The 23,544-nt window shown below is 69.8% G+C and carries 22 protein-coding genes; 7 read left to right on the top strand and 15 right to left on the bottom strand.

What is annotated here, in order from left to right:
* Positions 1–32: 32 nt before the first annotated feature.
* A complete protein-coding gene (locus ACI2LP_RS26045; protein ID WP_404726924.1) occupies positions 33–740 on the bottom strand; it encodes a lysophospholipid acyltransferase family protein in 708 nt (235 codons plus the stop codon).
* Positions 741–1,012: 272 nt separating this feature from the next.
* Here ACI2LP_RS26045 and ACI2LP_RS26040 point away from each other — a divergent pair, with 272 nt between their 5' ends.
* Positions 1,013–1,555 (top strand): ATP-binding protein, encoded by a 543-nt coding sequence (locus tag ACI2LP_RS26040; RefSeq protein ID WP_404726923.1) that lies wholly within the window; start codon positions 1,013–1,015, stop codon positions 1,553–1,555.
* A gap of 198 nt (positions 1,556–1,753) precedes the next feature.
* A complete protein-coding gene (locus ACI2LP_RS26035; protein WP_404726922.1) occupies positions 1,754–2,161 on the top strand; it encodes an SSI family serine proteinase inhibitor in 408 nt (135 codons plus the stop codon).
* A 37-nt stretch (positions 2,162–2,198) separates the two neighbouring features.
* On the opposite strand, the gene ACI2LP_RS26030 is transcribed toward ACI2LP_RS26035, so the two are convergent.
* The 5 genes from ACI2LP_RS26030 to ACI2LP_RS26010 all read right to left on the bottom strand — a co-directional run bounded on the left by ACI2LP_RS26030 (position 2,199) and on the right by ACI2LP_RS26010 (position 6,718).
* On the bottom strand, positions 2,199–2,357 hold the full coding sequence (locus tag ACI2LP_RS26030) for a hypothetical protein (protein ID WP_404726921.1): 159 nt from the start codon (positions 2,355–2,357) through the stop codon (positions 2,199–2,201).
* A 63-nt stretch (positions 2,358–2,420) separates the two neighbouring features.
* Entirely contained in the window at positions 2,421–3,371 is a 951-nt protein-coding gene (locus tag ACI2LP_RS26025) for a cytochrome c oxidase assembly protein (RefSeq protein ID WP_404726920.1), read from the bottom strand.
* A 149-nt stretch (positions 3,372–3,520) separates the two neighbouring features.
* Positions 3,521–4,546, bottom strand: a complete 1,026-nt coding sequence (locus ACI2LP_RS26020; protein WP_404726919.1) for a 6-phosphofructokinase — start codon at positions 4,544–4,546, stop codon at positions 3,521–3,523.
* Between the two features lie 183 nt (positions 4,547–4,729).
* Positions 4,730–5,458, bottom strand: a complete 729-nt coding sequence (locus ACI2LP_RS26015) for a glutamine amidotransferase (RefSeq protein ID WP_360870776.1) — start codon at positions 5,456–5,458, stop codon at positions 4,730–4,732.
* Between the two features lie 21 nt (positions 5,459–5,479).
* The gene (locus ACI2LP_RS26010) at positions 5,480–6,718 is read right to left on the bottom strand and encodes a MurT ligase domain-containing protein (protein WP_360870779.1); all 1,239 of its coding nucleotides are present in this window, start codon (positions 6,716–6,718) and stop codon (positions 5,480–5,482) included.
* A 115-nt stretch (positions 6,719–6,833) separates the two neighbouring features.
* Between ACI2LP_RS26010 and def the strand changes: the two genes are divergently transcribed.
* Positions 6,834–7,373, top strand: a complete 540-nt coding sequence (gene def / locus ACI2LP_RS26005; protein WP_404726918.1) for a peptide deformylase — start codon at positions 6,834–6,836, stop codon at positions 7,371–7,373.
* Between the two features lie 206 nt (positions 7,374–7,579).
* On the opposite strand, the gene ACI2LP_RS26000 is transcribed toward def, so the two are convergent.
* Positions 7,580–8,227 carry a TetR family transcriptional regulator gene (locus ACI2LP_RS26000; RefSeq protein ID WP_404726917.1) on the bottom strand — a complete coding sequence of 216 codons (648 nt, stop codon included), beginning with the start codon at positions 8,225–8,227 and terminating at the stop codon, positions 7,580–7,582.
* Between the two features lie 167 nt (positions 8,228–8,394).
* Between ACI2LP_RS26000 and ACI2LP_RS25995 the strand changes: the two genes are divergently transcribed.
* The gene (locus tag ACI2LP_RS25995; RefSeq protein ID WP_404726916.1) at positions 8,395–9,621 is read left to right on the top strand and encodes an acyl-CoA dehydrogenase family protein; all 1,227 of its coding nucleotides are present in this window, start codon (positions 8,395–8,397) and stop codon (positions 9,619–9,621) included.
* Between the two features lie 69 nt (positions 9,622–9,690).
* Here ACI2LP_RS25995 and ACI2LP_RS25990 read toward each other — a convergent pair whose 3' ends face one another.
* From ACI2LP_RS25990 to ACI2LP_RS25975, 4 genes are all read right to left on the bottom strand, one after another.
* The gene (locus ACI2LP_RS25990) at positions 9,691–10,179 is read right to left on the bottom strand and encodes a glutathione peroxidase (protein ID WP_404726915.1); all 489 of its coding nucleotides are present in this window, start codon (positions 10,177–10,179) and stop codon (positions 9,691–9,693) included.
* Positions 10,180–10,255: 76 nt separating this feature from the next.
* Entirely contained in the window at positions 10,256–11,776 is a 1,521-nt protein-coding gene (locus ACI2LP_RS25985; RefSeq protein WP_404726914.1) for a glycosyltransferase family 39 protein, read from the bottom strand.
* A gap of 140 nt (positions 11,777–11,916) precedes the next feature.
* Positions 11,917–12,789 (bottom strand): acyl-CoA thioesterase, encoded by an 873-nt coding sequence (locus ACI2LP_RS25980; RefSeq protein WP_404726913.1) that lies wholly within the window; start codon positions 12,787–12,789, stop codon positions 11,917–11,919.
* Positions 12,790–12,814: 25 nt separating this feature from the next.
* Positions 12,815–15,328: a DEAD/DEAH box helicase gene (locus ACI2LP_RS25975; protein WP_404726912.1), complete on the bottom strand. Its 2,514-nt coding sequence runs from the start codon at positions 15,326–15,328 to the stop codon at positions 12,815–12,817.
* A 120-nt stretch (positions 15,329–15,448) separates the two neighbouring features.
* On the opposite strand from ACI2LP_RS25975, the gene ACI2LP_RS25970 reads away from it, so the two are divergent.
* Entirely contained in the window at positions 15,449–16,240 is a 792-nt protein-coding gene (locus ACI2LP_RS25970; protein ID WP_404726911.1) for a metal-dependent hydrolase, read from the top strand.
* Between the two features lie 48 nt (positions 16,241–16,288).
* Here the strand turns inward: ACI2LP_RS25970 and ACI2LP_RS25965 are convergent, their stop codons facing one another.
* Positions 16,289–16,936 carry a hypothetical protein gene (locus tag ACI2LP_RS25965; RefSeq protein WP_404726910.1) on the bottom strand — a complete coding sequence of 216 codons (648 nt, stop codon included), beginning with the start codon at positions 16,934–16,936 and terminating at the stop codon, positions 16,289–16,291.
* On the bottom strand, positions 16,926–17,546 hold the full coding sequence (locus ACI2LP_RS25960) for an RNA polymerase sigma factor (RefSeq protein ID WP_404726909.1): 621 nt from the start codon (positions 17,544–17,546) through the stop codon (positions 16,926–16,928). The genes ACI2LP_RS25965 and ACI2LP_RS25960 overlap by 11 nt, the downstream gene beginning before the upstream one ends.
* Positions 17,547–17,608: 62 nt before the next feature.
* Between ACI2LP_RS25960 and ACI2LP_RS25955 the strand changes: the two genes are divergently transcribed.
* A complete protein-coding gene (locus tag ACI2LP_RS25955) occupies positions 17,609–18,100 on the top strand; it encodes a hypothetical protein (protein ID WP_404726908.1) in 492 nt (163 codons plus the stop codon).
* A gap of 86 nt (positions 18,101–18,186) precedes the next feature.
* On the opposite strand, the gene ACI2LP_RS25950 is transcribed toward ACI2LP_RS25955, so the two are convergent.
* On the bottom strand, positions 18,187–19,968 hold the full coding sequence (locus ACI2LP_RS25950; protein ID WP_404726907.1) for an ABC transporter ATP-binding protein: 1,782 nt from the start codon (positions 19,966–19,968) through the stop codon (positions 18,187–18,189).
* A complete protein-coding gene (locus ACI2LP_RS25945; RefSeq protein ID WP_404726906.1) occupies positions 19,965–21,779 on the bottom strand; it encodes an ABC transporter transmembrane domain-containing protein in 1,815 nt (604 codons plus the stop codon). Before ACI2LP_RS25945 ends, ACI2LP_RS25950 begins: the two co-directional genes overlap by 4 nt.
* A gap of 158 nt (positions 21,780–21,937) precedes the next feature.
* Between ACI2LP_RS25945 and ACI2LP_RS25940 the strand changes: the two genes are divergently transcribed.
* Entirely contained in the window at positions 21,938–23,530 is a 1,593-nt protein-coding gene (locus ACI2LP_RS25940; RefSeq protein WP_404726905.1) for a peptide-N4-asparagine amidase, read from the top strand.
* The last annotated feature ends 14 nt before the right edge of the window (positions 23,531–23,544 follow it).

Here is a 23,544-nt window from a genome sequence, read left to right as displayed (position 1 = left end):
GGGGCGGCCGGTTCCGGCCGCCCCTCCTCCTCTCAGCTTCTTCGCCGTGGGAACTTCTTCGGCTGCTCCAGCTCCGCCTTGACGTCGGCGGCATAGCGGTCCACGTACTCCTGTCCGGACAGCTCCAGGATCGCGTACATGATCTCGTCGGTGACCGCGCGGATCGCCGCCTTGTGGTTCTCCATTCCCGCGTACCGCGAGAAGTCCATCGGCTCGCCGAACCGCACCGTCACCCGCTTGATCTTCGGCAGGACCTGCCCCGGTGGCTGGATCTCGAACGTCCCCACCATCGCGCACGGCACCACCGGCACCTGCGCCCTGAGCGCCATCACGGCGACGCCGACCTTGCCCTTGTAGAGCCTGCCGTCGTGCGAGCGGGTGCCCTCGGGATAGATCCCCAGCAGCTCGCCCTTGGACAGCACACCGAGGCCCTCACGGATCGCCGCCTGACCGGCCTCCTTGCCGGAGCGGTCCACCGGGATCTGCCCGGCGCTGTGGAAGAACGCCGCCGTGAGCCGCCCCTTGAGACCCGGTCCGGTGAAGTACTCGGCCTTCGCCAGGAAGGTGATGCGGCGCTTGATGATCGCCGGCATCAGGAAGTGGTCCGAGAAGGACAGATGGTTTCCGGCGACGATCGCCGCGCCCTCTGCCGGAATGTGCTCGAGTCCCTCGATCCTGGGCCGGAACAGCAACCGCAACAGCGGCCCCAGAATGACGTATTTGAGCACGTAGTAGAACAATTGAGGGTGCTCCTCACTTGGTCCGGATAGGCGTCAGGACTGCGTTGTGCCAGGTCAGTAGCGTCGCAAGAACGGTCAGTCTAGGTGCAGCCATCGCCCCGCGTAACCGCCTGGTACCGGACAGTCTGCTTGCGCCGGACGGGCGATGTGTTGCGGTCTTGGGCACCCGAGGTCAATCTGGGTGGTGACCCAGAAGCGACACTTGCTCACTCTTCGCACTCGGGGGTCAAGCAGCCGAAGGGGTGACCAGGTCGCGGTGAGGAGTAACGGTCATGCATGTCACGGCCGCCTGCCGCTACACCTTGGAAGTGCAGGCATCGACAGAGCGGATTCCTCAGATCCGGCGCATTCTCGCCGCGCATCTTCGGTACTGGAGCCTGGAAGACCACATCACACCGGTCTGCCGGGCGGTCGACGAACTCATAGGCAATGTCGTCCAGCATGTGAAGGGCGACAAGGCGTGCGTGGTGGAACTGCGCTGGACGGGTCGGCACCTGATCGCGTCGGTGGCGGACAAGGACCGCCGAATGCCTCGGCTGACCAGTTCCAGCCCCTCCAAGGGCGGACTCGCCACCGTCGCGGTTCTCAGCGACAGCTGGGGCACCTGCGGCACCGCCACGGGCAAGGTGATCTGGTTCAGCCGCAGGGTGAAGGAGGTCCAGCGTGTCCGTCGGGCAGCGCCGGTCCCGAAGTCGCCCGTGCCTGAGTTCAAGCCCCTGCCGGTGAGCCCCGTGCTCCACGACGACGGTGTCCCGGCCGTGCCGCAGGAGGCTCGGTCCGTCGATCGCGTGGGCGCGGCCGTGGCAAGCGGCTGACCGCTTGCCGCTGCTTGCAGACTGCGGAGCCGTACGGGCGATTCGCCTCGCCCGTACGCGCTACCCGCCCGCGCGGCCCCTTGTCGACGTCGGCCGTGAGCAGGTGCTCTGGCCTGTGGGTGGTCCGACCCTGCGCCGGGCCACCCAAGACACACGGGCCACCAAGACTCACGGACCATCAAGACTCAGGAGCCCTGGATGCACCGCAGCGCCGTCCTCGTCGCAGCAGCCCTGATGTCCCTTGCTGCGACCGCTGTCCCCGCACACGCTGTCCCCGCACACGCCGTCGGCGACGAGCCGGCCCCCCGAGGCCTGTTCCTCACCGTGTCCGGGAGCGAGAACACCTGGGTGCGCGGCGTGCTGCTGCACTGCTCGCCCGAGCCCGGCGGTGCGCACCCCGATCCCGCCGCCGCGTGCAGCGCGCTCGCGGCGGCGCGCGGTGATCTGGACCGGCTGCCGGGCGATCCGCATCCGTGCACCGAGGAGTTCGCCCCGGTCACGGTCGACGCCACCGGAACCTGGCGCGAACGCATGACCGCCTGGCACAAGACATACGCCAACGCGTGCGCGCTGGACGCGGCAACCGGCGAGGTATTCCGGTTCTGACCGTGCTCGCTCGCTGGTCGCGCGGTGAGGTCCTGTCCTAGTTGCTGCGCGAGGCCACCACCCCGATCGTCACCAGACCGAGTACCACCCAGCCGAACCAGAGCCACCCATTGCTGCCGAGTGCCGCTGTATACGCCGTCACGACCACCAGGGTCCCGACGGTGAGCACTCCCATCGCCTTCGTGGATCCGGACATGCGCGCCCTCCTCCGACGGCCCCGGCCGTCGCCCTCATGGTCACCCGTGAGGAGGGCTGCGCGCTACTGCCCGCGCGCCTGGAGCGAGGCGAGATACGCGTTGTACGCCGCAAGATCCTTGTCGCCGTCCCGGTCCGCGGCCCGGTCCATGCGCCTGGCCTGCCGTTGCTCGGAGCGGTACCACTGGAAGACCAGCGCGATCAGCACCAGCACGGACGGGATCTCGCTGAACGCCCAGGCGATACCGCCGGCCGCGGTCTGGTCGGCGAGCGCGTCGATGCCGAGCGAGGCCGGCGGATTCTCGTACGCCTTGATCATCGGCTCGGTCGCCATCATCAGCGCGATGCCGAAGAAGGCGTGGAACGGCATGCCCGCGAAGAGCTCCAGCATCCGCATCACATAGCCCGGCCGGTGCGGACCCGGATCCACGCCCATGATCGGCCAGAAGAAGACCAGGCCCACCGCGAGGAAGTGCACCATCATCGCCACATGCCCGGTCTTCGACTCCATGAGGAAGTCGAAGAGCGGGCTGAAGTAGAGCGCGTAAAGGCTCGCGATGAACAGCGGGATCGTGAACACAGGGTGTGTGACGACACGCATATAGCGGCTGTGCAGCAGCCCCAGCAGCAGCTCGCGCGGCCCCTTGCGGCCGCGGCCCGCGACCGGCAGCGCGCGCAGCGCCAGCGTCACTGGTGCGCCGAGCAGCAGCACGATGGGCGAGAGCATGCTGATCACCATGTGCTGCACCATGTGCACGCTAAACATGACCATGCCGTAGTCATTGAGCCTGGTGCACATCACCAGCGCCACGCTCAGCACACCGAGCGCGAAGGCGACGGTGCGGCCGACCGGCCAGGCGTCGCCGCGCCTGCGCAGCCGCAGTACGCCCCAGCCGTAGAGGCCGAGCGCCAGCAGACAGCCGACCAGGAAGAACGGGTCCGGTGAGAATTCGAGCCCCCGCCCCAGCGTGAACGGCGGCAGATCCATCGTCATGCCGTGCCCGCTGTGATCCATCCGCCGGCTCCTGTTTCCGCTGCTGGTTCGTGCTGAGATGTCCGCTTGTCCGCACCAGAGTAGAACTGCCCCCGATCGCCTCTGCGACCGGGGGCAATTCGTTCAGATATGGACCGATTTGTGAGGCGCCAACCTCAGGGCATGCAGCCTCAGAGCACGCACTCGGCCTCGGCGTAGCGCTCCGCCGGGACGGTCTTCAGCGTCTCCACCGCCTGGGCCAGCGGCACCATGGTGATGTCCGTGCCGCGCAGCGCCGTCATCATGCCGAACTCACCGCGGTGCGCGGCCTCCACGGCGTGCCAGCCGAAGCGGGTGGCAAGCACCCGGTCGTACGCGGTCGGGGTACCGCCGCGCTGGACGTGGCCGAGGATCACGGCCCGGGCCTCCTTGCCGAGCCGCTCCTCCAGCTCGACAGAGAGCTGCTGGGCCACGCCCGCGAAGCGCTCGTGCCCGTAGACGTCCTTGCCGCCCTCGTTGAACTTCATCGAGCCCTCGCGGGGCTTGGCGCCCTCCGCCACCACGACGATGGCGAACTTCTTGCCCGCCGAGAAGCGCTCACCGACCCGCTGGGTCAGCTCGGCGATGTCGAAGGGCCGCTCCGGTACGACGATGGCGTGGGCGCCCGCCGCCATGCCCGAGTGCAGCGCGATCCAGCCGGTGTGCCGCCCCATGACCTCGACGATCAGTACGCGCTGGTGCGACTCGGCGGTGGTCTTCAGCCGGTCGAGCGCTTCGGTCGCGACACCCACAGCGGTGTCGAAACCGAAGGTGACATCGGTCGACGCGATGTCGTTGTCGATGGTCTTCGGCACGCCGACGATCGGCAGCCCGCCCTCGGAGAGAAGGTTGGCGGCCTTGAGAGTGCCTTCGCCGCCGATTGGGATGATCGCGTCGAGACCGAGCTCGGCGACATGCCCCTTGGCCCGCTCCACGCCGTCGCGCAGATGCGCGGGCTGGACCCGGGAAGAGCCGAGAATCGTGCCGCCGCGAGCCAGGATGCCGCCCACCGCGTCAAGATCGAGCTTGCGGTAGTCGCACTCCAGAAGGCCCTTCCAGCCGTCGTGGAAGCCGATGACCTCGTCGCCGTGATCGACGACGGCGCGGTGCACGACGGAACGGATGACGGCGTTCAGACCGGGGCAGTCGCCGCCGGAGGTGAGCACACCAATGCGCATAGCCCGAAATACCTTTGCAACGTGGGCCGACTTCCGGACCACGTCGTCCGGTTGGATCCCCGCCACCCTACCGGCGATGGGTGACGGGGCCGAACCGGGCGTCCGACTGATGGACGGCAGCTTCCTGCCGGTCCGGTTCCTGCCAGGCGGACCCGGCAGCAGCTCCCGCGCGCAGGCGCCAGGTCAGGCGGGCTGCGTCGCCGACGCGATGCGCTCGGCGCGCAGCGCCTCGTACCACCGGTCGTCCGTCGGCGGCAGCGCGTTCACATCGAGGGCCAGCTTCAGCAGCAGGTCCGCGATCTGTGGATTGCGCGCCATCACGGGACCGTGCATGTACGTGCCGAAGACGGTGTCGTTGTACGCGCCCTCGGTGCCGTCGCCCGTGCCGTTGCCGCGGCCGAGGATCGTGCGCGCGAACGGGCGGGCCGTCGGGCCGAGGTGCGTGATGCCCTGGTGGTTCTCGAAGCCGGTCAGCTGCGGCAGGCCCAACTGCGGGTCGATGTCCGCCAGTACGTCACCGACGCACCGCTCGCCCTCGCCGCGCGTGGAGATCACGTCGATCAGACCGAGACCCGGCTCGCGCTCGCCGAGATCGTTGATGAACTCATGGCCGAGGATCTGGTATCCGGCGCAGACGGAGAAGATGATCGCGCCGTTGGACGCGGCCCGGCTCAGTCCGCCGTCGCGGCGCAGCCGCTCGGCCGCGAGCCGCTGCGGCCGGTCCTCGCCGCCGCCGATCAGATAGATGTCGCCGGAGGTGGGGACCGGCTGGTCGCTGCGTACGTCGATACGCATCACGTCCAGACGGCGCTGCCGGGCACGGCGCTCCACGACCAGCGCGTTGCCCTGGTCGCCGTAGGTGCTGAGCAGGTCCGGGTAGACCCAGACCAGACGCAGGCTGCTGTCGCTCATACTCTCGTCAATCCTCTGCGGTCAGTTGCCGACGCGGCGGCGCAGGTCCTGGAAGGCGGTGTAGTTGGCGATGACCTCGATCCGGCCGGGCGGGGCCAGCTGCACCGCCTCGTCTGCGTTCTCGCACACCCGGAAGTCCAGGCCCGCGACCTCCAGGCGGACGGCCAGGTCCAGCTTGCGGTCGCCGATCACGAAGATCGGATGGCCGGCGAGCCGGGTGTAGTCGACGTCCCAGAGCCAGGAGGTGTCCGTGCCGTCGGCGCCGCGCGCGTTGACCGAGAGGATGACGGGCGTCGGCGGCGGGTCGATCAGGGAGAACGTTTCGAGCCAGCCGGCCGGGTTCTTCGCGAGCAGCAGGCGCAGCTCTCGGCCGAGGAAGCTGACCACGTCATAGCGGCCGGCGACGGCCTGGACCTGGTACATGCGCTCCAGGGCGACCTGCGGCGGCACTCCGAAGCAGGCGGCGACGGCGGCGGAGGTGGCGGCGTTCGCCTTGTTGGCGCGGCCGGGCAGCTGGAGGTGGATCGGCCAGGCCGAGCCGTGCGGGTCGAGGACGTGGTCACCGCTCAGCACCCAGCTGGGGGCGGGGCGCCGGAAGCCGCACTCGCCGCAGAACCAGTCGTCGCCCGGGCGCTGCATCACACCGCCGCAGGACGGGCAGGACCAGGCGTCGTCCTTCCACTCCTGGCCGGCGGCGACCCACACCACATTGGGCGAGGAGGAGGCGGCCCACACGATCAGCGGGTCGTCGGCGTTGGCGATGACCATGGCCTTCGTACCGGAGAGTCCCTCGCGCCACTTTTCGGCCAGCATCCGGGTCTCGGCGGCGCGGTCCAGCTGGTCGCGCGAGAGGTTGAGCAGCGCGATCGCCTTGGGCGTCACATCGCGGGCGACGCCGGCGAGGTACTTCTCGTCGACCTCGATCACACCGAACTTGGCGTCGGAGCCGCCGGCCAGCGCGGAGGTGATGCCGGCGGGCATATTGGCGCCGAGCGCGTTGGAGACGACCGGGCCACTGGCCCGCAGCGCCTCGGCGATCAGCCGGGTGGTGGTGGTCTTGCCGTTGGTCGCCGACACGAGGACGACGTCCAGGTGCTGCGCCAGCCGCCCCAGCAGATCGGGGTCGAGCTTGAGCGCGACCCGGCCGCCGATCACCGAACCGCTGCCGCGTCCGGCGGCGCGCGACACCGCCGCTGCGGCCTTGCCTGCCGTCACGGCGAGCTTGGCGCGCGGCGTCAGTGGCTCCGAGTTGCCTGACATCGTCCTTGATCCTCCTTGCATCGGTCCGGCCCAGCCTATCGAGGTCCGCTCATGCGCCCGTACGTCGGCACCGGCGGAAAACGTGGAGGTCACGGCGGACCGTACGCTTACGGCCATGCGAAACCGGCCGATCCCAGGCAGTTCCGGACTCGTGAGGGGCATGAGCCTGCTCGGAGATCCGGTGCTGCACGCTCCGTGTGAGACCGTCACGGACTTCTCTCCCGTGCTGAAGACGCTCATCGAGGACATGTTCGCGACGATGTACGCGGCGCAGGGGGTGGGCCTCGCGGCGAACCAGGTGGGGGTGCCGCTGCGGGTGTTCGTGTACGACTGCCCGGACGACGATGACGTCCGTCATCTCGGACACATCGTCAATCCGCGTCTGGTGGAGGTGGACGGGGTGATGGTGCGGGGGCCGGAGGGCTGTCTGTCGCTGCCGGGCCTGGAGGCGGGTACGGAGCGCTTCGACCACGCGGTGGTGGAGGGGGTGACGGCGGACGGTGAGCCGGTGCGGGTGGAGGGCACGGGCTTCTTCGCGCGGTGCCTGCAGCATGAGTGCGACCACTTGGAGGGGGTGGTCTATACGGACCGCCTGAGGGGGTGGCGGCGACGGAGGGCGCATCGTGCGGCCCGCCGCGCGCCGTGGTCACGGTAACCGGGGGCTCCGCCCCCAAACCCCCGCGCCTCAATCTCCCCCAGACTTCGTCCGGGGGGACCCCCACGGGGCTGAATGTTCAGCCCGTCCGGCGATTGAGGACACGCCCGAAGGGCGTACTGGGGGTCCCCCCACGCCCGCAGGGCGTAGGGGGAGGGTCTGGGGCAGAGCCCCGGTTCGGGAACAGGCGCACCGCCCGGCCCGGTTCAGAACGCCTGGCCGCCCGGACGGTCCGCCGCCGCGGCCAGCCGCCCCCACAGCAGGTCCGCCAGGCACCGCACCAACTCGGCGCGGGAGCACTCGCGTTCGCCCAGCCACCAGTCCCCGGCCGCGTGCATCATGCCGACGATGCCATGACCCCACACCAGGGCCAACTGCTCGCTGCCCGGCCCAAGGTCGACCCGGTCGTAGATGACCTTCGCCAGCTCTTCGCCGAGCCGTCGCAGCAGCGGCGCCGAGTGCCGGCCGACGTCGAACCCCGCCTCCGAGGGCTGGCTGTCCTCGGCCGGATGCATCAGGAAGCGGTAGACCTGCGGCCTGGCTTCGATCGCCGCGAGATACGTGTCCAGCGTCGCCTCGACCCGCTCGCGGCGCTCGGAAGGCGCGTCGACCGCTTCCCGCAGCGCGTGCAGCAGTGCATCGGTGTGGCGCTTGGCCAGCGCCCGGTACAGGCCGCTCTTGTCGCCGAAGTGCCGGTACAGGATGGGCTTGGTGATGCCCGCCTCCGCGGCGATCGCGTTCATCGACGCCTGCGGCCCGTCCCGGAGCACCACTCGGTCCGCGGCTTCAAGCAGCTGCCGGCGCCGCTGGTCGGCCGACCGCTGTTGGCCGTCCGCCTGCTGTGTGGTCTCCATTGTCGTTTCTCCCCGCCCGTGCGATTGCGTGACGCCTGCGCAACGTAACACCCTGCCAGTCGGTCGAGGTGATCGGGCGGCGGCCGGTTGACATGGTCTACTTGCCGGTAACAGACTGCGGTTACCGCAAGTAACACGCAAGAGGTCACCGCAGTACTGGAGGGGAAATGGCCGAGTTCACGCTCGAACTCAACGACGACCAGAAGCAGATCCGTGACTGGCTCAACGGATTCGCCAAGGACGTGATGCGTCCGGCCGCCGCCGAGTGGGACGAGCGTGAGGAGACACCCTGGCCGGTCATCCAGGAAGCGGCCAAGGTGGGAATCTACTCCCTGGACTTCTACGCCCAGCAGTTCTTCGACCCCACCGGCCTCGGCATCCCGATGGCGATGGAGGAGCTGTTCTGGGGCGACGCCGGCATCGGACTCTCCATTGTCGGCACGGGACTTGCGGCGGTCGGCGTCCTCGCGAACGGCACCGAGGAGCAGATCGGCACCTGGATCCCCCAGATGTACGGCGACGTGGACGAGGTGAAGGTCGCGGCCTTCTGCTCCTCCGAGCCGGACGCGGGCTCCGACGTCGGTGCGATGCGCACCCGTGCGGTGTACGACGAGGCCAAGGACGAATGGGTGCTCAACGGCACCAAGACCTGGGCGACCAACGGCGGAATCGCCAACGTCCATGTCGTGGTCGCGGTCGTCGACCCGGAGCTCGGCTCCAAGGGCCATGCCTCCTTCATCGTCCCGCCGAACACCCCCGGCCTCTCGCAGGGCCAGAAGTTCAAGAAGCACGGCATCCGCGCCTCGCACACCGCCGAGGTGGTGCTGGAGAACGCACGCATCCCCGGCTCCTGCCTGCTCGGCGGCAAGGAGAAGCTGGACGAGCGGCTGGCCCGCGCGCGTGAGAGGGCCAAGTCCGGCGGCGAGAGGGTGAAGAACGCGGCCATGGCCACCTTCGAGGCCTCCCGCCCGGCGGTCGGCGCGATGGCGGTCGGCACCGCCCGTGCCGCGTACGAGGTCGCACTCGACTACGCCATGACCCGCAGCCAGTTCGGCCGCCCGATCATCGACAATCAGGGGATCGCGTTCCAACTCGCCGACATGCGCACCCAGATCGACGCGGCGCGGCTGCTGGTGTGGCGCGCCTCCTGGATGGCGGTGACGGGCAAGCCCTTCACCTCCGCCGAGGGCTCGATGTCCAAGCTGTACGCCTCCGAGACCGCGAAGAAGGTCACGGCGCAGGCCATCCAGATCCTGGGCGGCAACGGATTCACCCGTGAGTACCCGGTGGAGCGCATGCATCGCGACGCCGCGATCTACACGATCTTCGAGGGAACGAGCGAGATCCAGCGCCTGGTGATCGCCCGGACGCTGTCGGGCATGCCGATCCGATAGGCCGGCTGGTCCTCAGCCGCCGGACAGGCATGCGGTCAAGCCCGTCCGGCGCCTGAGGACACCGCGCCCTCAGGCGCCGAGCAGCGCCTCGATCGCCGCGACGACCTCCGGGGCCTCCGGCTCCGTACGCGGGCGGATCCGCGCCACGACATGGCCGTCCTTGCCGATCAGGAACTTCTCGAAGTTCCACTGGACATCGCCGGCCTCGCCGTCCGCGTCCGCGACCTTCGTCAGCTCCGTGTACAGCGGGTGCCGACCGTCCCCGTTCACATCGGTCTTCTCCAGCATCGGGAAGGTCACGCCGTACGTTGCCGAGCAGAAGGACTGGATCTCCTCCGCGTTGCCCGGCTCCTGGCCGGCGAACTGGTTGCAGGGCACGCCCAGCACCGTGAAGCCGCGGTCACCGTAACTCTTCTGAAGCCGCTCGAGACCGGCGTACTGCGGCGTCAGTCCGCATCGAGAGGCGACATTCACCAGCAGCACGGCCTTGCCCTCGTAGTCGGCAAGCGACGCGGACTCGCCGGTCAGGGTGCGCAGCGGGATGTCGGACAGACTCATCGGGTCTCCTTCTGGTGATAGCGATGCGGTCCAGTCTGACAAAGGCCGCAGACACTCCAACGCGCTCCGAAGCTGCTTATGCCTTGAGTTCGAGGAGTGTCACGGTGATGCCTGTCACATGCGCGGAGCCGTACGCCGTGTACCGCGCACGCAGCGCCCGCTCCTGGTCGTCGGGCAGCTCCCTGAACGGATCCCCCCAGTTGCCCGACACGACGAGCCACACGCGCTTGTCGCCCCGCAGACAGGCACCGGGGTCCCCGCACTCCGTGGGCCGCAGGTCGTCCCGGTCGGCGGCCGACTCGGCCAGGAAGACGTCATGCATCCGCAGATCGTCCGGCAGGTAGAAGCGGACCCCCGCGTCGAGCATCCGCCAGGAGTCGTCCCCACGGTCGTAGATCACCGCATCACCGGGCTGGTAGAACTTCTCGATGGTCAGGGCGGCGCCCGGATAGTCCAGGCCGCTGCTGAAGTGCGCGAACGGCTTCCGCAACGCCTGCTGCTCGCGCAAGGTCAGCACCGCGAGCACCACCAGCGCCGCCGCCACGACCGCCCGGCTCCGTGCGGCGACCAGGCCAGCCCCGGCGAGCATCACCCACGCCGGCAGGGTGAACAGAAGGTACCGGTAGAAGAAGTACGACACCTGCCCGTGCGAGATCACCCACAGGACCAGCGGCGGCAGCACCGCCATCGCGGTGCAGCACAGTGCGGCACCGCGGCGCTCGCCCCACGCGGTGACCGCCAGTGCGATCACCGCCCCGGCCAGCATCGCCGACGTAAACAGCTGCGGCCAGATGGCGACCAGGCCCCACACGTCCGGCCGGGGGATCCAGGAGATCTGCCGACCGGTCTGCGCCCTGCCCAGCAGCGCCACGGGAACCGCACCGATCACACCCACCGCGGCCGCGAGGCCGAAGCCCCACAGCACCCGCCGCTCGGCTCGCACCCGGGAGGCAGCCGCCACCATGTGCCCGAGCAGCACGGTCAGTGCCAGCAGATGGAACAGGCCGACCGCCGCCACACCCAGGGCGTACGCGGCCCAACGCCGTCTGCTTCCCGGCCGGTCCAGCGCCCGCAGCAACAACAGCGTGGACAGCGAGACGGCACAGACGACCAGTGCGTAGGGACGAGCCTCGTGGGCGTACCTGCTCACCACCGGGATCAACGCGAACAGCAGGCCCCCGGCCAGCCCGGCTCGGCGCCCGAACAGCCGTTGCCCGCACAGCGCCGCGCATCCGGCGGCACCGGCCATGGCCAGAGCCGAGGGCAGCCGCAGCGCGGTCGCCGAGTCCCCGAAGACCGTCATCCACCCGTGCAGGAACAGGTAGTAGGTACCGAGCACGGCATCCACCCGCTGGACCGTGTCCAGCAGTTGCCCGAGGTCGCGGGAGGCCACGTCCCAGCTGGTGAGCTCGTCCTCCCACATCACCGGGGTGCGGATGCCGTACACCGTGCACGCCAGCGTGGCGACAACGGGCCACAGCCAGACGCTGCGCAGCACCCGATGGGATCTCTGCGGCGCTTCGGGTGTCTGCGAGGGCCCGGTGTCCTCGGCGGGGGCCGACCGGTCGAAGGTTGTCGGGCGGGGGAGAAGTGCCATGTCGGAGCCTTACGTCGCGGCGGTAGCGCGACGACCCTAGGGACTCCGACCTGTCAAACGGGTGGCGACATACCGGATATGGCGGATTTCCCCTGTTCGGGCACTTGGCCCTGTCCGGCCGATCCTGCCGGGCTCGCTCGTCAGTCGCCCAGCCTGCGGAACAAGCCCTCCTGTACCACCGACACCAGCAGCCTGCCCTCGCGGTCGTAGATGCGGCCACGCGCCAGCCCGCGTCCGCCCGTCGAGATCGGCGACTCCTGGTCGTACAGGAACCACTCGTCGGCGCGGAAAGGCCGGTGGAACCACATCGCGTGGTCCAGGGACGCCATGTCGAAGCCGCGCCTGCCCCACAGCGGCTCGACCGGAATGCGGACCGCGTCGAGCAGCGTCATGTCGCTCGCGTACGTCAGCGCGCAGGTGTGCACCAGTGGGTCGTCCCCCAGCGGGCCGACCGCGCGCATCCACACGGCGCTGCGCGGGTCCGCCTCCTTGATCTCCTCGGGGGTCCAGCGCAGCCGTTCGGCATAACGGATGTCGAAGGGCTGGCGGCGGGCCATCCGCTCCAGCGCCTCCGGGAGTTCGCCCAGATGCTCGCGGATCTCCGTGGTGAGCGAGGGGAGGGTCTCGGGGGCCGGGAACTGAAGCCGCGGCGGCAGCTGATGCTCGATGCTGCCCTCCTCCGGCCGGTGGAAGGAGGCGGTCAGATTGAAGATGGTCTTGCCCTGCTGGACCGCGGTGACCCGGCGGGTGGTGAACGAGCGGCCGTCCCTGACGCGTTCGACCTGGTAGACGATCGGCACGCCGGGGATTCCCGGCCGCAGGAAGTACGCGTGCAGCGAGTGAACCGGCCGCTCGCCGTCGGTGGTGCGGCCGGCCGCGACCAGCGCCTGGCCCGCCACCTGCCCGCCGAAGACCCGCTGCAGGGACTCGTTCGGGCTGAGGCCGCGGAAGATGTTGACCTCGATCTGCTCCAGGTCCAGCAGATCGACCAGGCGCTCGGCCGGATTCGTCATCGGGTGGTCTCCTGTGTTCCCAGTGTCAGAGCTGGCCGACGGATGTGACCCGCAGGACGGCCCGGCCTTCGTCGTCGGATGCCGCCAGATCGACCTCTGCGCTGATGCCCCAGTCATGGTCGCCGTTCGGGTCGGCGAAGATCTGCCGGACGCGCCACAGACCGTGCTCCGGATCCTCCTCGATCAGCAGCAGCTTGGGGCCGCGCGCGTCGGGTCCGGTGCCCAGGTCCTCGTACTCGTCCCAGTACCTGTCCATCGCCTCGCCCCAGGCGTCCTCGTCCCAGCCGGACTCGGCGTCCAGCTCGCCGAGCTCGCGGACGTGGTCCAGCGCGGCCAGTTCGACCCGGCGGAACATGGCGTTGCGTACGAGCACACGGAAGGCGCGGGCGTTCGCGGTGACCGGCTTGACCTGGTCGGCCTTCTCCTGTGCCTGCTCGGCGGTCTCGATCTCCGGGTTGGCCAGCTGCTCCCACTCGTCGAGCAGGCTGGAGTCGACCTGGCGCACCATCTCGCCGAGCCAGGCGATCAGGTCTTCCAGGTCCTCGGTCTTGAGGTCGTCGGGGATGGTGTGGTCAAGCGCCTTGTACGCGCTCGCGAGATAGCGCAGCACGATGCCCTCGGTGCGCGCGAGTTCGTACCAGGAGGTGAACTCCGTGAAGGTGAGGGCCCGTTCGTACATGTCACGGATGACGGACTTCGGCGAGACCGGGTGGTCACCGACCCACGGGTGCGACTTCTTGTAGACGTTGTACGCGTGCCAGAGCAGCTCTTCCAGCGGCTTGGGGTACGAGATGTCCTGGAGTCGCTCCATGCGCTCCTCGTACTCGACGCCGTCCGCCTTCATCTGGCCGACCGCCTCACCGCGCGCCTTGTTCTGCATGGCGGCGAGGATCTGGCGGGGGTCGTCGAGCGTCGACTCGACGACGGAGACCATGTCCAGGGCGTAGGACGGGGACTCCGGGTCGAGCAGGTCGAAGGCGGCGAGCGCGAACGTCGACAGCGGCTGGTTCAGCGCGAAGTCCTGCTGGAGATCGACGGTGAGCCGGATGGTGCGGCCCTCGGCGTCGGGCTTGTCCAGCTGCTCAACCACCCCGCCGTCGAGCAGCGAGCGGTAGATGGCGATGGCCCGGCGGATATGGCGCAGCTGCGCCTTGCGCGGCTCGTGGTTGTCCTCGAGGAGGCGGCGCATCGCCTCGAAGGCGTTCCCGGGCCGGGCGATCACCGAGAGCAGCATGATGTTGGTGACCCGGAAGCGCGAGGTCAGCGGCTCCGGCTCGGAGCCGATCAGCTTCTCGAATGTGGTGTCCGACCAGGCGACAAAGCCCTCGGGGGCCTTCTTCCTGACCACCTTGCGGCGCTTCTTCGGGTCGTCGCCGGCCTTCGCGAGCGCCTTCTCGTTCTCGATGACGTGCTCGGGGGCCTGGGCGACCACAAAGCCGGCGGTGTCGAATCCGGCCCGCCCGGCGCGACCGGCGATCTGATGGAACTCGCGGGCGCGGAGAGTGCGTACGCGATTGCCGTCGTACTTGGTGAGAGCGGTGAACAGCACCGTGCGGATGGGGACGTTGACGCCGACGCCGAGCGTGTCGGTACCGCAGATGACCTTCAACAGGCCTGCCTGCGCGAGCTTTTCGACCAGACGGCGGTACTTGGGCAGCATGCCGGCGTGATGCACGCCGATGCCATGGCGTACGTAACGGGAAAGGTTCTGCCCGAACTTGGTGGTGAAGCGGAAGTTGCCGATCAGTTCGGCGATCTTGTCCTTCTCCTCGCGCGTGCACATGTTGATGCTCATCAGCGACTGCGCGCGCTCGACCGCCTGGGCCTGCGTGAAGTGCACGATGTAGACCGGCGACTGCCTGGTCTCGAGCAGCTCGGTCAGGGTCTCCGTGATGGGCGTCGTGACGTACTCGTACGAGAGCGGGACGGGCCGGGTCGCGGACCGCACGACCGAGGTCTCGCGGCCGGTGCGGCGGGTCATGTCCTTCTCGAACATGGAGACGTCGCCCAGCGTCGCCGACATCAGGATGAACTGCGCCTGCGGCAGCTCCAGCAGCGGGATCTGCCAGGCCCAGCCGCGGTCCGGCTCCGCGTAGAAGTGGAACTCGTCCATCACGACCTGGCCGATGTCGGCGTCCTTGCCGTCGCGCAGGGCGATGGAGGCCAGCACCTCGGCGGTGCAGCAGATGACGGGGGCGTCGGCATTGACGGACGCGTCGCCCGTCAGCATCCCGACGTTCTCCGTGCCGAAGAGCTTGCAGAGGTCGAAGAACTTCTCCGAGACCAGCGCCTTGATCGGCGCCGTGTAGAACGTGACCTGGTCATTGGCCAGAGCCGTGAAGTGCGCGCCCGCCGCGACCAGGCTCTTTCCCGAGCCGGTCGGCGTCGAAAGGATCACATTGGCCCCGGAGACCACCTCGATCAGCGCCTCCTCCTGAGCCGGATAGAGCGTGATGCCCTGGCCTTCGGCCCATGAGGAGAAGGCTTCGAAGAGGGCATCTGGGTCGGCGTCCGGCGGCAGCTGATCGATAAGGGTCACGCCCCCATCTTGCCTGGCTTCACCCCCTATCCGGGAACCGGAGGGCAACGGCAAGATCACGGGCGATACGCTGCCCTGTCAACTGGGCTTCACCACAAGAGCAATGGGGCGGGAACGCACATGATGGGACCGGCGCACTCTCTGTCCGGGGCGGCTGCCTGGCTGGGGGTGGGCGCGGCGACCGCTGCCGCCGGCCACCCGATGCCGTGGCCGGTCCTCGTCGTCGGAGCGCTGATCTGCGCGGGGGCTGCCCTCGCGCCGGACCTCGACCACAAGGCGGCGACGATCTCGCGGGCCTTCGGGCCGATATCGCGCGGACTGTGCGAGGTCGTCGACAAGCTGTCCTACGCGGTCTACAAGGCGACGAAGAAACAGGGCGACAAGCGCAGGACCGGCGGCCATCGCACGCTCACCCACACCTGGCTGTGGGCGGTCCTGATCGGCGCGGGCACCTCGGCGCTCGCGATCACCGGCGGCCGGTGGGCGGTTCTCGCGATCCTCTTCATCCATCTGGTGCTCGCCGTGGAGGGCCTGCTGTGGCGGGCCGCGCGAGTCTCCAGCGACGTACTGGTGTGGCTGCTGGGCGCGACGAGCGCGTGGATCCTGGCGGACGTCCTGGACAAGCCGGGCAATGGCTCGGACTGGCTGTTCACCGCCCCCGGCCAGGAGTACCTGTGGCTGGGCCTGCCGATCGTGCTGGGCGCGCTGGTGCACGACATCGGCGATGCGCTGACCGTCTCGGGCTGCCCGATCCTGTGGCCGATCCCGGTGGGGCGCAAGCGCTGGTACCCGGTGGGTCCGCCGAAGCCGATGCGGTTCAGGGCGGGCAGCTGGGTGGAGCTGAAGGTGCTGATGCCGGTGTTCATGCTGCTGGGCGGGGTGGGCGGCGCGGCGGCGCTCGGGTACATCTAACAGCGGGCGGCGGGGCGGCCCGGGGGTCGGTCGAGGACGGCCTCGAGGTCAGTCGGTCAGATCGGCGTGGGACCACACAGTGCCGTCGTCGGCGAGCAGTTCCACCCGGTCGACGGTGCTCGCCGAGCCGTACGCGATCCAGGTCGCGCGGCCGGAGGCCGGCGCCCACCACGCACCGCCGTCACGGACCGTGCCGTCCTTCAGCACCAGCCGGCAGGAGTAGTGCTTGCCGGGTGGTGCGTCGGTGATCTGCATGACGACGACTCGCTCGTCCCCGGCCTGGCTCGGTTCGACCGTGCCCACCGTTGCCCCGGTGCGGGTGACGAGCCGCGCCCCCTGCTCGCTCGCGACGACGGCCGCGGGGCCCTGGTCGACGACGGTCGCCGTCACGGCGGAGCCGATGCCGATCCCGACGGCCGCCGCCGCTGCCGCGAGAAGCAGAGGGACCCGCCGCGACCGGTGCGGAACAGGCTTCTTCACATCCAGCCGTTCAAGGACCCGGGCGTCGAACCCGGCCGAGGGAGCGACGGCCGGCGCGGCAGGCAACACGGCGTCCACGGCCCCCGAGATCTCCTGGTACGCCGCCAGGCACGAGGGGCAGGCGCGCAGATGCTCCAGCAGCGCCGTCTGCTCGTCCGGAGCATCGCCGAGCGCCAGGGCAATCAGCTGCTCCTCGCGGAGGTGCCTATCGGTCACGGCTGTCCTCCTTCATCGAATCCCGCAGCCTGCGCAGGCCGGCCCGGATGCGGCTCTTGGCGGTGCCGAGCGGGATGTCCTCGTGCCGCCCGACCTCGGCGGCGGTGCACCCGCCGATGACTGCGAGCACCACGGCCCGCGCCTGCTCGGTGGGGAGCGACCGGAGCCGACGCACGGCGCGTCTGCTCTCCAGCGCGAGGAGCGCGAGCTGTTCCGGCCCCTCGGCCTGGAGCGTCGCACCGATCAGCCGCTCCAACGTGTCCGCCACGACGGGAGTGGCCCGCCGGGTCCGCACCGAGTCGATGGCGGCATTGCGGGTGATGGTCAGCAGCCAGGTGAGGACGGACGCCCGCCGCGGGTCGTAGCTTCCGGCGGCGCGCCAGGCCCGTACGAACACCTCCTGGCTGACGTCCTCGGCAAGGCCCGGCTCGCGCGTAACGGACAGCGCGAGACCGTACACCGCCGCCTGGAAGCGGCGTACGAACGCGGTCGACGCCGCCTCGTCGCCGATGGCGAGCCCGGCGAGGAGCGAGGCGTCGTCGGCCCGGTCCGCTCGCGAGAACAGCTCCACATCGCATACATACGTCACCACCCCGCCCAGGGATTGCATCGCCGCGCAATCCGATGCTCGGGCCGCTGCGTACAACCGGGGTCGAGAAGGGATCACACATCATGATCAGAAGCACCATCCCGGCGGCCGTGCTCGTCGTGACGGCGGCCCTCGGGCTCTCCGGCTGGAGCAATGGGGGCGGCAACAGCGGCGGCGGATCGAGCGCCATGGACACGTCCACGGTCAAGATCGCCGACTCCAAGCTCGGCAACATCCTGGTCGACGGCAGTGGGCGCACGCTCTATCTGTTCACCATGGACGGCCACAACAAGAGCTCGATGAAGTGCGACGCCGCGTGCCTGAAACTGTGGCCGCCGCTGGAGGGCAAGCCGAAGGCCGGCCACGGTGTGGACGCGAAGCTCATCAACACCACGGACGCAGGCGGGAAGCCCCAGGCAACCTACGGCGGTCATCCGCTCTACTACTACGCCAAGGACAAGGCGTCCGGAGACGTGAAGGGCCAGGGCATCGGCAAGGTCTGGTACGTCGTCGACGCGCACGGCAAGGCGGTCATGAAGGCTGTCGGCCAGAACAGCGGCCAATACGGCTACTGATCCGCCACGGCCCGGGGCCACCGCGGGGGTGGGGTGCCGAGGTCCCGCTGCTGGAGCCATGCCACAGCGGGACCTCACACCTCTTCTCACCCGTGCCAGGACCGCCACAGCGCCGCGTACGCCCCGTCGGCTGCGACCAGTTCGTCGTGGCTGCCCAGTTCGCTGATCCGGCCCTCCTCCACCACCGCGATCACATCCGCGTCGTGCGCGGTGTGCAGGCGGTGGGCGATGGCCACCACCGTGCGGCCGTCCAGGACCCGCGAGAGCGAGCGCTCCAGATGGCGGGCCGCCCGCGGGTCCAGGAGCGAGGTCGCCTCGTCCAGGACCAGGGTGTGCGGGTCCGCCAGGACCAGGCGGGCCAGCGCGATCTGCTGGGCCTGGGCCGGGGTCAGCGCGAGGCCGCCCGAGCCGACCTCGGTGTCGAGTCCGGCGTCCAGCCCGCGCGACCAGGTGTTCGCGTCGACCGCACAGAGCGCTGCCCACAGCTCCGCGTCGGACGCGCCCGTACGGGCCAGCAGCAGGTTGTCGCGCAGCGAGCCCACGAAGACGTGGTGCTCCTGGTTGACCAGGGCGACATGCTCGCGGACGCGCTCCGCGGGCATCCTGGACAACTCGGCCGCGCCGAGCGTGATGCGGCCCGCCCGAGGGGAGTAGATGCCCGCGAGCAGCCGGCCCAGTGTCGACTTGCCGGCGCCGGAAGGGCCGACCAGCGCGAGCCGGGTGCCCGGCGCGACGTCGAGCGAAACCCGGTGCAGCACGTCCACGCCCTCGCGGTAGCCGAAGTGCACTTCGTCCGCACGCACATCGCGGCCGTCCGGAGCGATGTGCGCGTCACCGGCGTCCGGTTCGATCTCGCGTACGCCGACGAGCCGGGCGATCGACACCTGGGCGACCTGGAGCTCGTCGTACCAGCGCAGGATCAGATTGACCGGGTCGACCAGCATCTGCGCCAGCAGGGCGCCGGTCGTGAGCTGCCCGACGCTGATCCAGCCCTGAAGGACGAAAACACCGCCGATCAGGAGCACCGAGCAGAGGATCGTCACATGCGTCACGTTGATGACGGGGAACAGGACCGAACGCAGATAGAGCGTGTAACGCTCCCACGCGGTCCACTCCTTGATCCGCTGCTCGGACAGCGCCACCCGGCGTCCGCCGAGGCGGTGCGCCTCCACGGTCCGGCCGGCGTCCACGGTCTCCGCCAGCACGGCGGCGACCGCCGCATACCCGGCCGCCTCCGAGCGGTACGCGGACGGCGCCCGCCGGAAGTACCACCGACAGCCGATCACCAGCACCGGAAGGGCGACCAGCACGGCGAGCGCGAGCGGCGGCGCGGTCACCGTGAGCGCGCCGATCAGCAGGGCGGCCCAGACCACGCCGATCGCCAACTGCGGAACGGCCTCACGCATCGCGTTGGCCAGCCGGTCGATGTCGGTGGTGATACGGGAGAGCAGATCCCCGGTGCCTGCGCGCTCAAGGACACCCGGCGGCAGCCCGACCGACCGCACCAGGAAGTCCTCGCGCAGATCGGCCAGCATCTCCTCGCCGAGCATCGCGCCGCGCAGCCGCATCAGGCGTACGAACACGGTCTGGACGACCAGCGCGAGCGCGAACAGAGCGGCGGTGCGCTCCAGATGGAGCTCGCGCGCCCCGTCCGCCAGATCCTCGACGAGCCCGCCCAGCAGATAGGGGCCGGCCATCGAGGAGATCACCGCGACGGCGTTGACGGCGACCAGCAGCACAAATGCCCTGCGGTGCCGCCGCAGCAGTTCGCTGACGTACGCCCGCACGGTCGCCGGAGTGCCGACGGGCAGGGTTGCCGCCGTCTCCGGGGCCGCCGGGTCGTACGCCGGTGGCGCCACGCCGATCATGCCGACTCCTCGATCTCTTCCAGTGCGTCCAGCTCGTCGATGGCCGTGATGCCGACGAACCGCTCTTCCTCGGTCTCGCGGGTGACGACCGCCCGGTAACCGGCGGTGCCCTCCAGCAGTTCGCGGTGGACGCCGACCGCCGCGACCTTGCCGTCGTGCACGAAAACCACCCTGTCCGCGTGGTCGAGCAGCAGCGGTGAGGAGGTGAACACGACCGTGGTGCGACCGGCCCGCAGAGCTTTCACACCCGCGGAGATCCGCGCCTCCGTGTGCGAGTCCACGGCGGACGTGGGCTCGTCCAGGACGAGCACCTCGGGGTCGGTGACCAGCGAACGGGCCAGCGCGAGCCGCTGACGCTGCCCGCCGGACAGCGAACGGCCGCGCTCGGTGATCCGCGTCAGCATCGGGTTGCCGTCGCCGTCGCCGTCCACGGACGCCGACGCGAGCGCATCCAGCACATCGCCGCACTGCGCGGCCGTCAGCGCGTCCTTTGCGGACACCCTCCCGGAGGAGGGCACGTCGAGCAGCGCCCGGAGCGTGCCGGAGAGCAGCACCGGGTCCTTGTCCTGTACGAGGACGGCGGCACGCGCCTCGTTCAGCGCCAGCTCGTCCAGCGGCACCCCGCCGAGCAGCACGGACGTGGTGCCTTCCGCGTCGGCGGCCGGGTGCCCGCCGAGCCGTTCGGCCAGCAGTCCCGCCGCGTCCGGATCGCCGCACACCACGGCGGTGAATCGGCCCGTGGGGGCGACCACGCCGGTGGCGGGGTCGTACAGATCGCCGCTCGGGCGCCCGTATTCCACGTCGGAGGGCTCCGTCGTGCGGCGCAGCGCCAGTACCCGCGCGGCACGTTTCGCGGAGGGCCGCGAGAAGGAGTACGCCATGGCGATCTCCTCGAAGTGCCGCAAGGGATACATCAGCAGCGTCACCGCGCTGAAGGCGGTGACCAGTTCGCCGATCCCGATCCGGCCGTCCCGGGCGAGCCCGGCTCCGTACCCGACCACTGTGATCAGCAGCAGGCCCGGCATCAGCACCTGGATCGCCGAGATCAGCGACCACATGCGGGCGCTGCGGACCGCCGCCCTGCGCACCTCTTGAGACGCCTGCCGGTAGCGGCCGAGGAACAGCTCCTCGCCGCCGATGCCGCGCAGGACCCGCAGGCCCGCGACGGTGTCCGCGGCCAGTTCGGTGGCCTTGCCGGCCTTCTCGCGCTGGATGTCGGCACGCCGGGTGGCGCGTGGGAGCAGCGGTAGTACGGCCAGGGCCAGCGCGGGGACGCCGATGGCGACCACCATGCCCAGCTCCGGCTCGTACAGGACCAGGCCGACGCAGACCAGGACCACCGTGACGGCGGCCGCGGCGAAGCGCGAGACCGCTTCCACGAACCAGCCGATCTTCTCCACGTCGCCCGTGGAGACCGCGACCACCTCGCCGGCCGCGACCCGACGGGTCAGCGCCGAGCCCAGCTCCGCCGCCTTGCCCGCCAGCAGCTGCTGGACTCGTGCCGCGGCGGTGATCCAATTGGTGACGGCGGTGCGGTGCAGCATCGTGTCGCCCACGGTGATCGCCACGCCGCACACGACGATCAGCGCGCCGGCGAGTGCGAGGCGGGAGCCGGAACGGTCCACGACTGCCTGCACGGCTCGGCCGACGCCCAGCGGCAGCCCGGCCACCCCGCAGAAGTGCAGCAGGCCCCAGGCCAGTGACCTGAGCTGTCCGCCGAGCTGGTTGCATCCGAGCCAGAGCAGGAACCGCGGTCCGGACCTGGCGTCGGGCACACCAGGGTCGGGATACGGAAGATCGCGAATCTGCATGACGTTCCAAGGCTCGAAAGGGCGGCGCAAACCGTGCAAGGTTCGCCTTTTGCAGCCGCGCCCCGCAATCGATTTTTGTGCGGCAGCACACACAACACGCCAAGATCGAACAACTCGCCCTGGCACTGCGGGCCCGTCGCACGCTTCACTCCTGGCCCATGAGACGACGACAGATCATGTCCATGCTCGCCGGGTCGGCGCTGGCCGCGGGTTCACTGCTCGGCGCCGGGCCCGCCACGGCCGCCGACACACCTCCGGCGGAGTTCGGCACCGACTGGCACGATCCCGTCACCGCGGCGCCGCCCGTCTCGCGCCCGGATGCGAAGTCCTGTCAAGTGACGCTCGCCGAGGCGCAGTTCCGCGACTTCACGCCGTACAAGGGGAGTTATGCGCCGCCGAAGGAGTGCGGCGCGAGCTGGAGCAAGGTGGTGCTGCGGCTCGACGGGAGCGTCAAGGGGCGGCAGTACGACCGGCTGGGCCATCTCACCGTCGGCGGCGTCGAGATCCTGCGCACCTCGACCCCGCAGCCCTCGCCGGACGGCATCGCATGGTCCGTGGAGAAGGACGTCACGCGCTACAGCGACACGCTGCGCAGCACCCAGCCGGTCGAGATGCTCATCGGCAATGTCGTCAATGAGACATACACCGGCATCTTCGACGTCAAGGTGACGCTGACCTTCTACACGGCGAACGGCACGGCCGGACCTGCTCCGACACCCGACAAGGTGCTTGCGCTGGACGGCACTTCGCTGACCACACCGCGCAACACTGAGCGGATTCTCGCCGAGGTGTACGCGACCGGATCGGGCGGCGGCTGCGAGGAGTACTGGTATCTGACCGTCCCGGAGGCCGCCCCGTACTCCTGCAAGGCCACCGGCGGCCCCTACCGCGAGGCGCAGATCAAGGTCGACGGAGAGCTCGCCGGAATCGCCGCGCCGTTCCCGACGGTATGGACGGGTGGCTGGTCCAACCCCTTCCTCTGGTATGTGATTCCGGGGCCGCGCGCCTTCGACATCAAGCCCATCCAGTACGATCTGACCCCCTTTGCCGCCCGGCTCAACGACGGCCGCCCGCACCGGGTCGAGGTCTCCGTCACCGGAGTGCCGGCCGGGCAGACCGGCTGGAGTACGCCCACCAATGTGCTGGTGTGGCAGGACGAAGCCAGCACGGTGGTCACGGGCGCGCTGACCCGCCACGAGGAGAGCGCACCCCTCAACTCGGTGACGTACACCCCCGGTTCGGAGCACCGGCTCGACACGAAGGGCGCCCATCGGCTCACCGTCGCCGGATATCTCAACACCTCGCACGGCCGGGTCACCACGACCGTGAGCCGTGCCCTTGCGAACACCTCGGTCCACCGCTGGACCGAGGGCGAGAACCTCGACGCGCTGAAGGGGAGCTGGCGCGACGACGAGAGTGTGAGAAGCGGGCGGCAGCTCACGGTCACCCACCGGACCTACGCGATGGACGGCGTCACCACACTGGGTGCGGGGGACCGGCTCCGTACCGTCCTTACCTTGAGGGACAGGGCCGACACCGTCGTCGCCCACGGCGGGAAGCGGCTGACGTGGGCGCGGCTGGACGATACGTACAGCGGCGACGCGACCTACACGGCGAATGTGCCGCGCGATCAGCGGCATGCGGTCGGCACGACGGCGGAGCGCTACCGGCTGCAGGGCTCCGAGGGCTGCTACGACCACAGTCTGCAAACGGTGCAGGGAGTGGTGACCGAGGACCGGCGGCGCTGCTGAATCGAGGTGTGCGG

Origin of the sequence: Streptomyces sp. NPDC019890, assembly GCF_044903445.1 — a bacterium.
Classification (GTDB): Bacteria; Actinomycetota; Actinomycetes; order Streptomycetales; family Streptomycetaceae; genus Streptomyces.
This window is presented reverse-complemented; position numbering and strand designations above follow the sequence as displayed.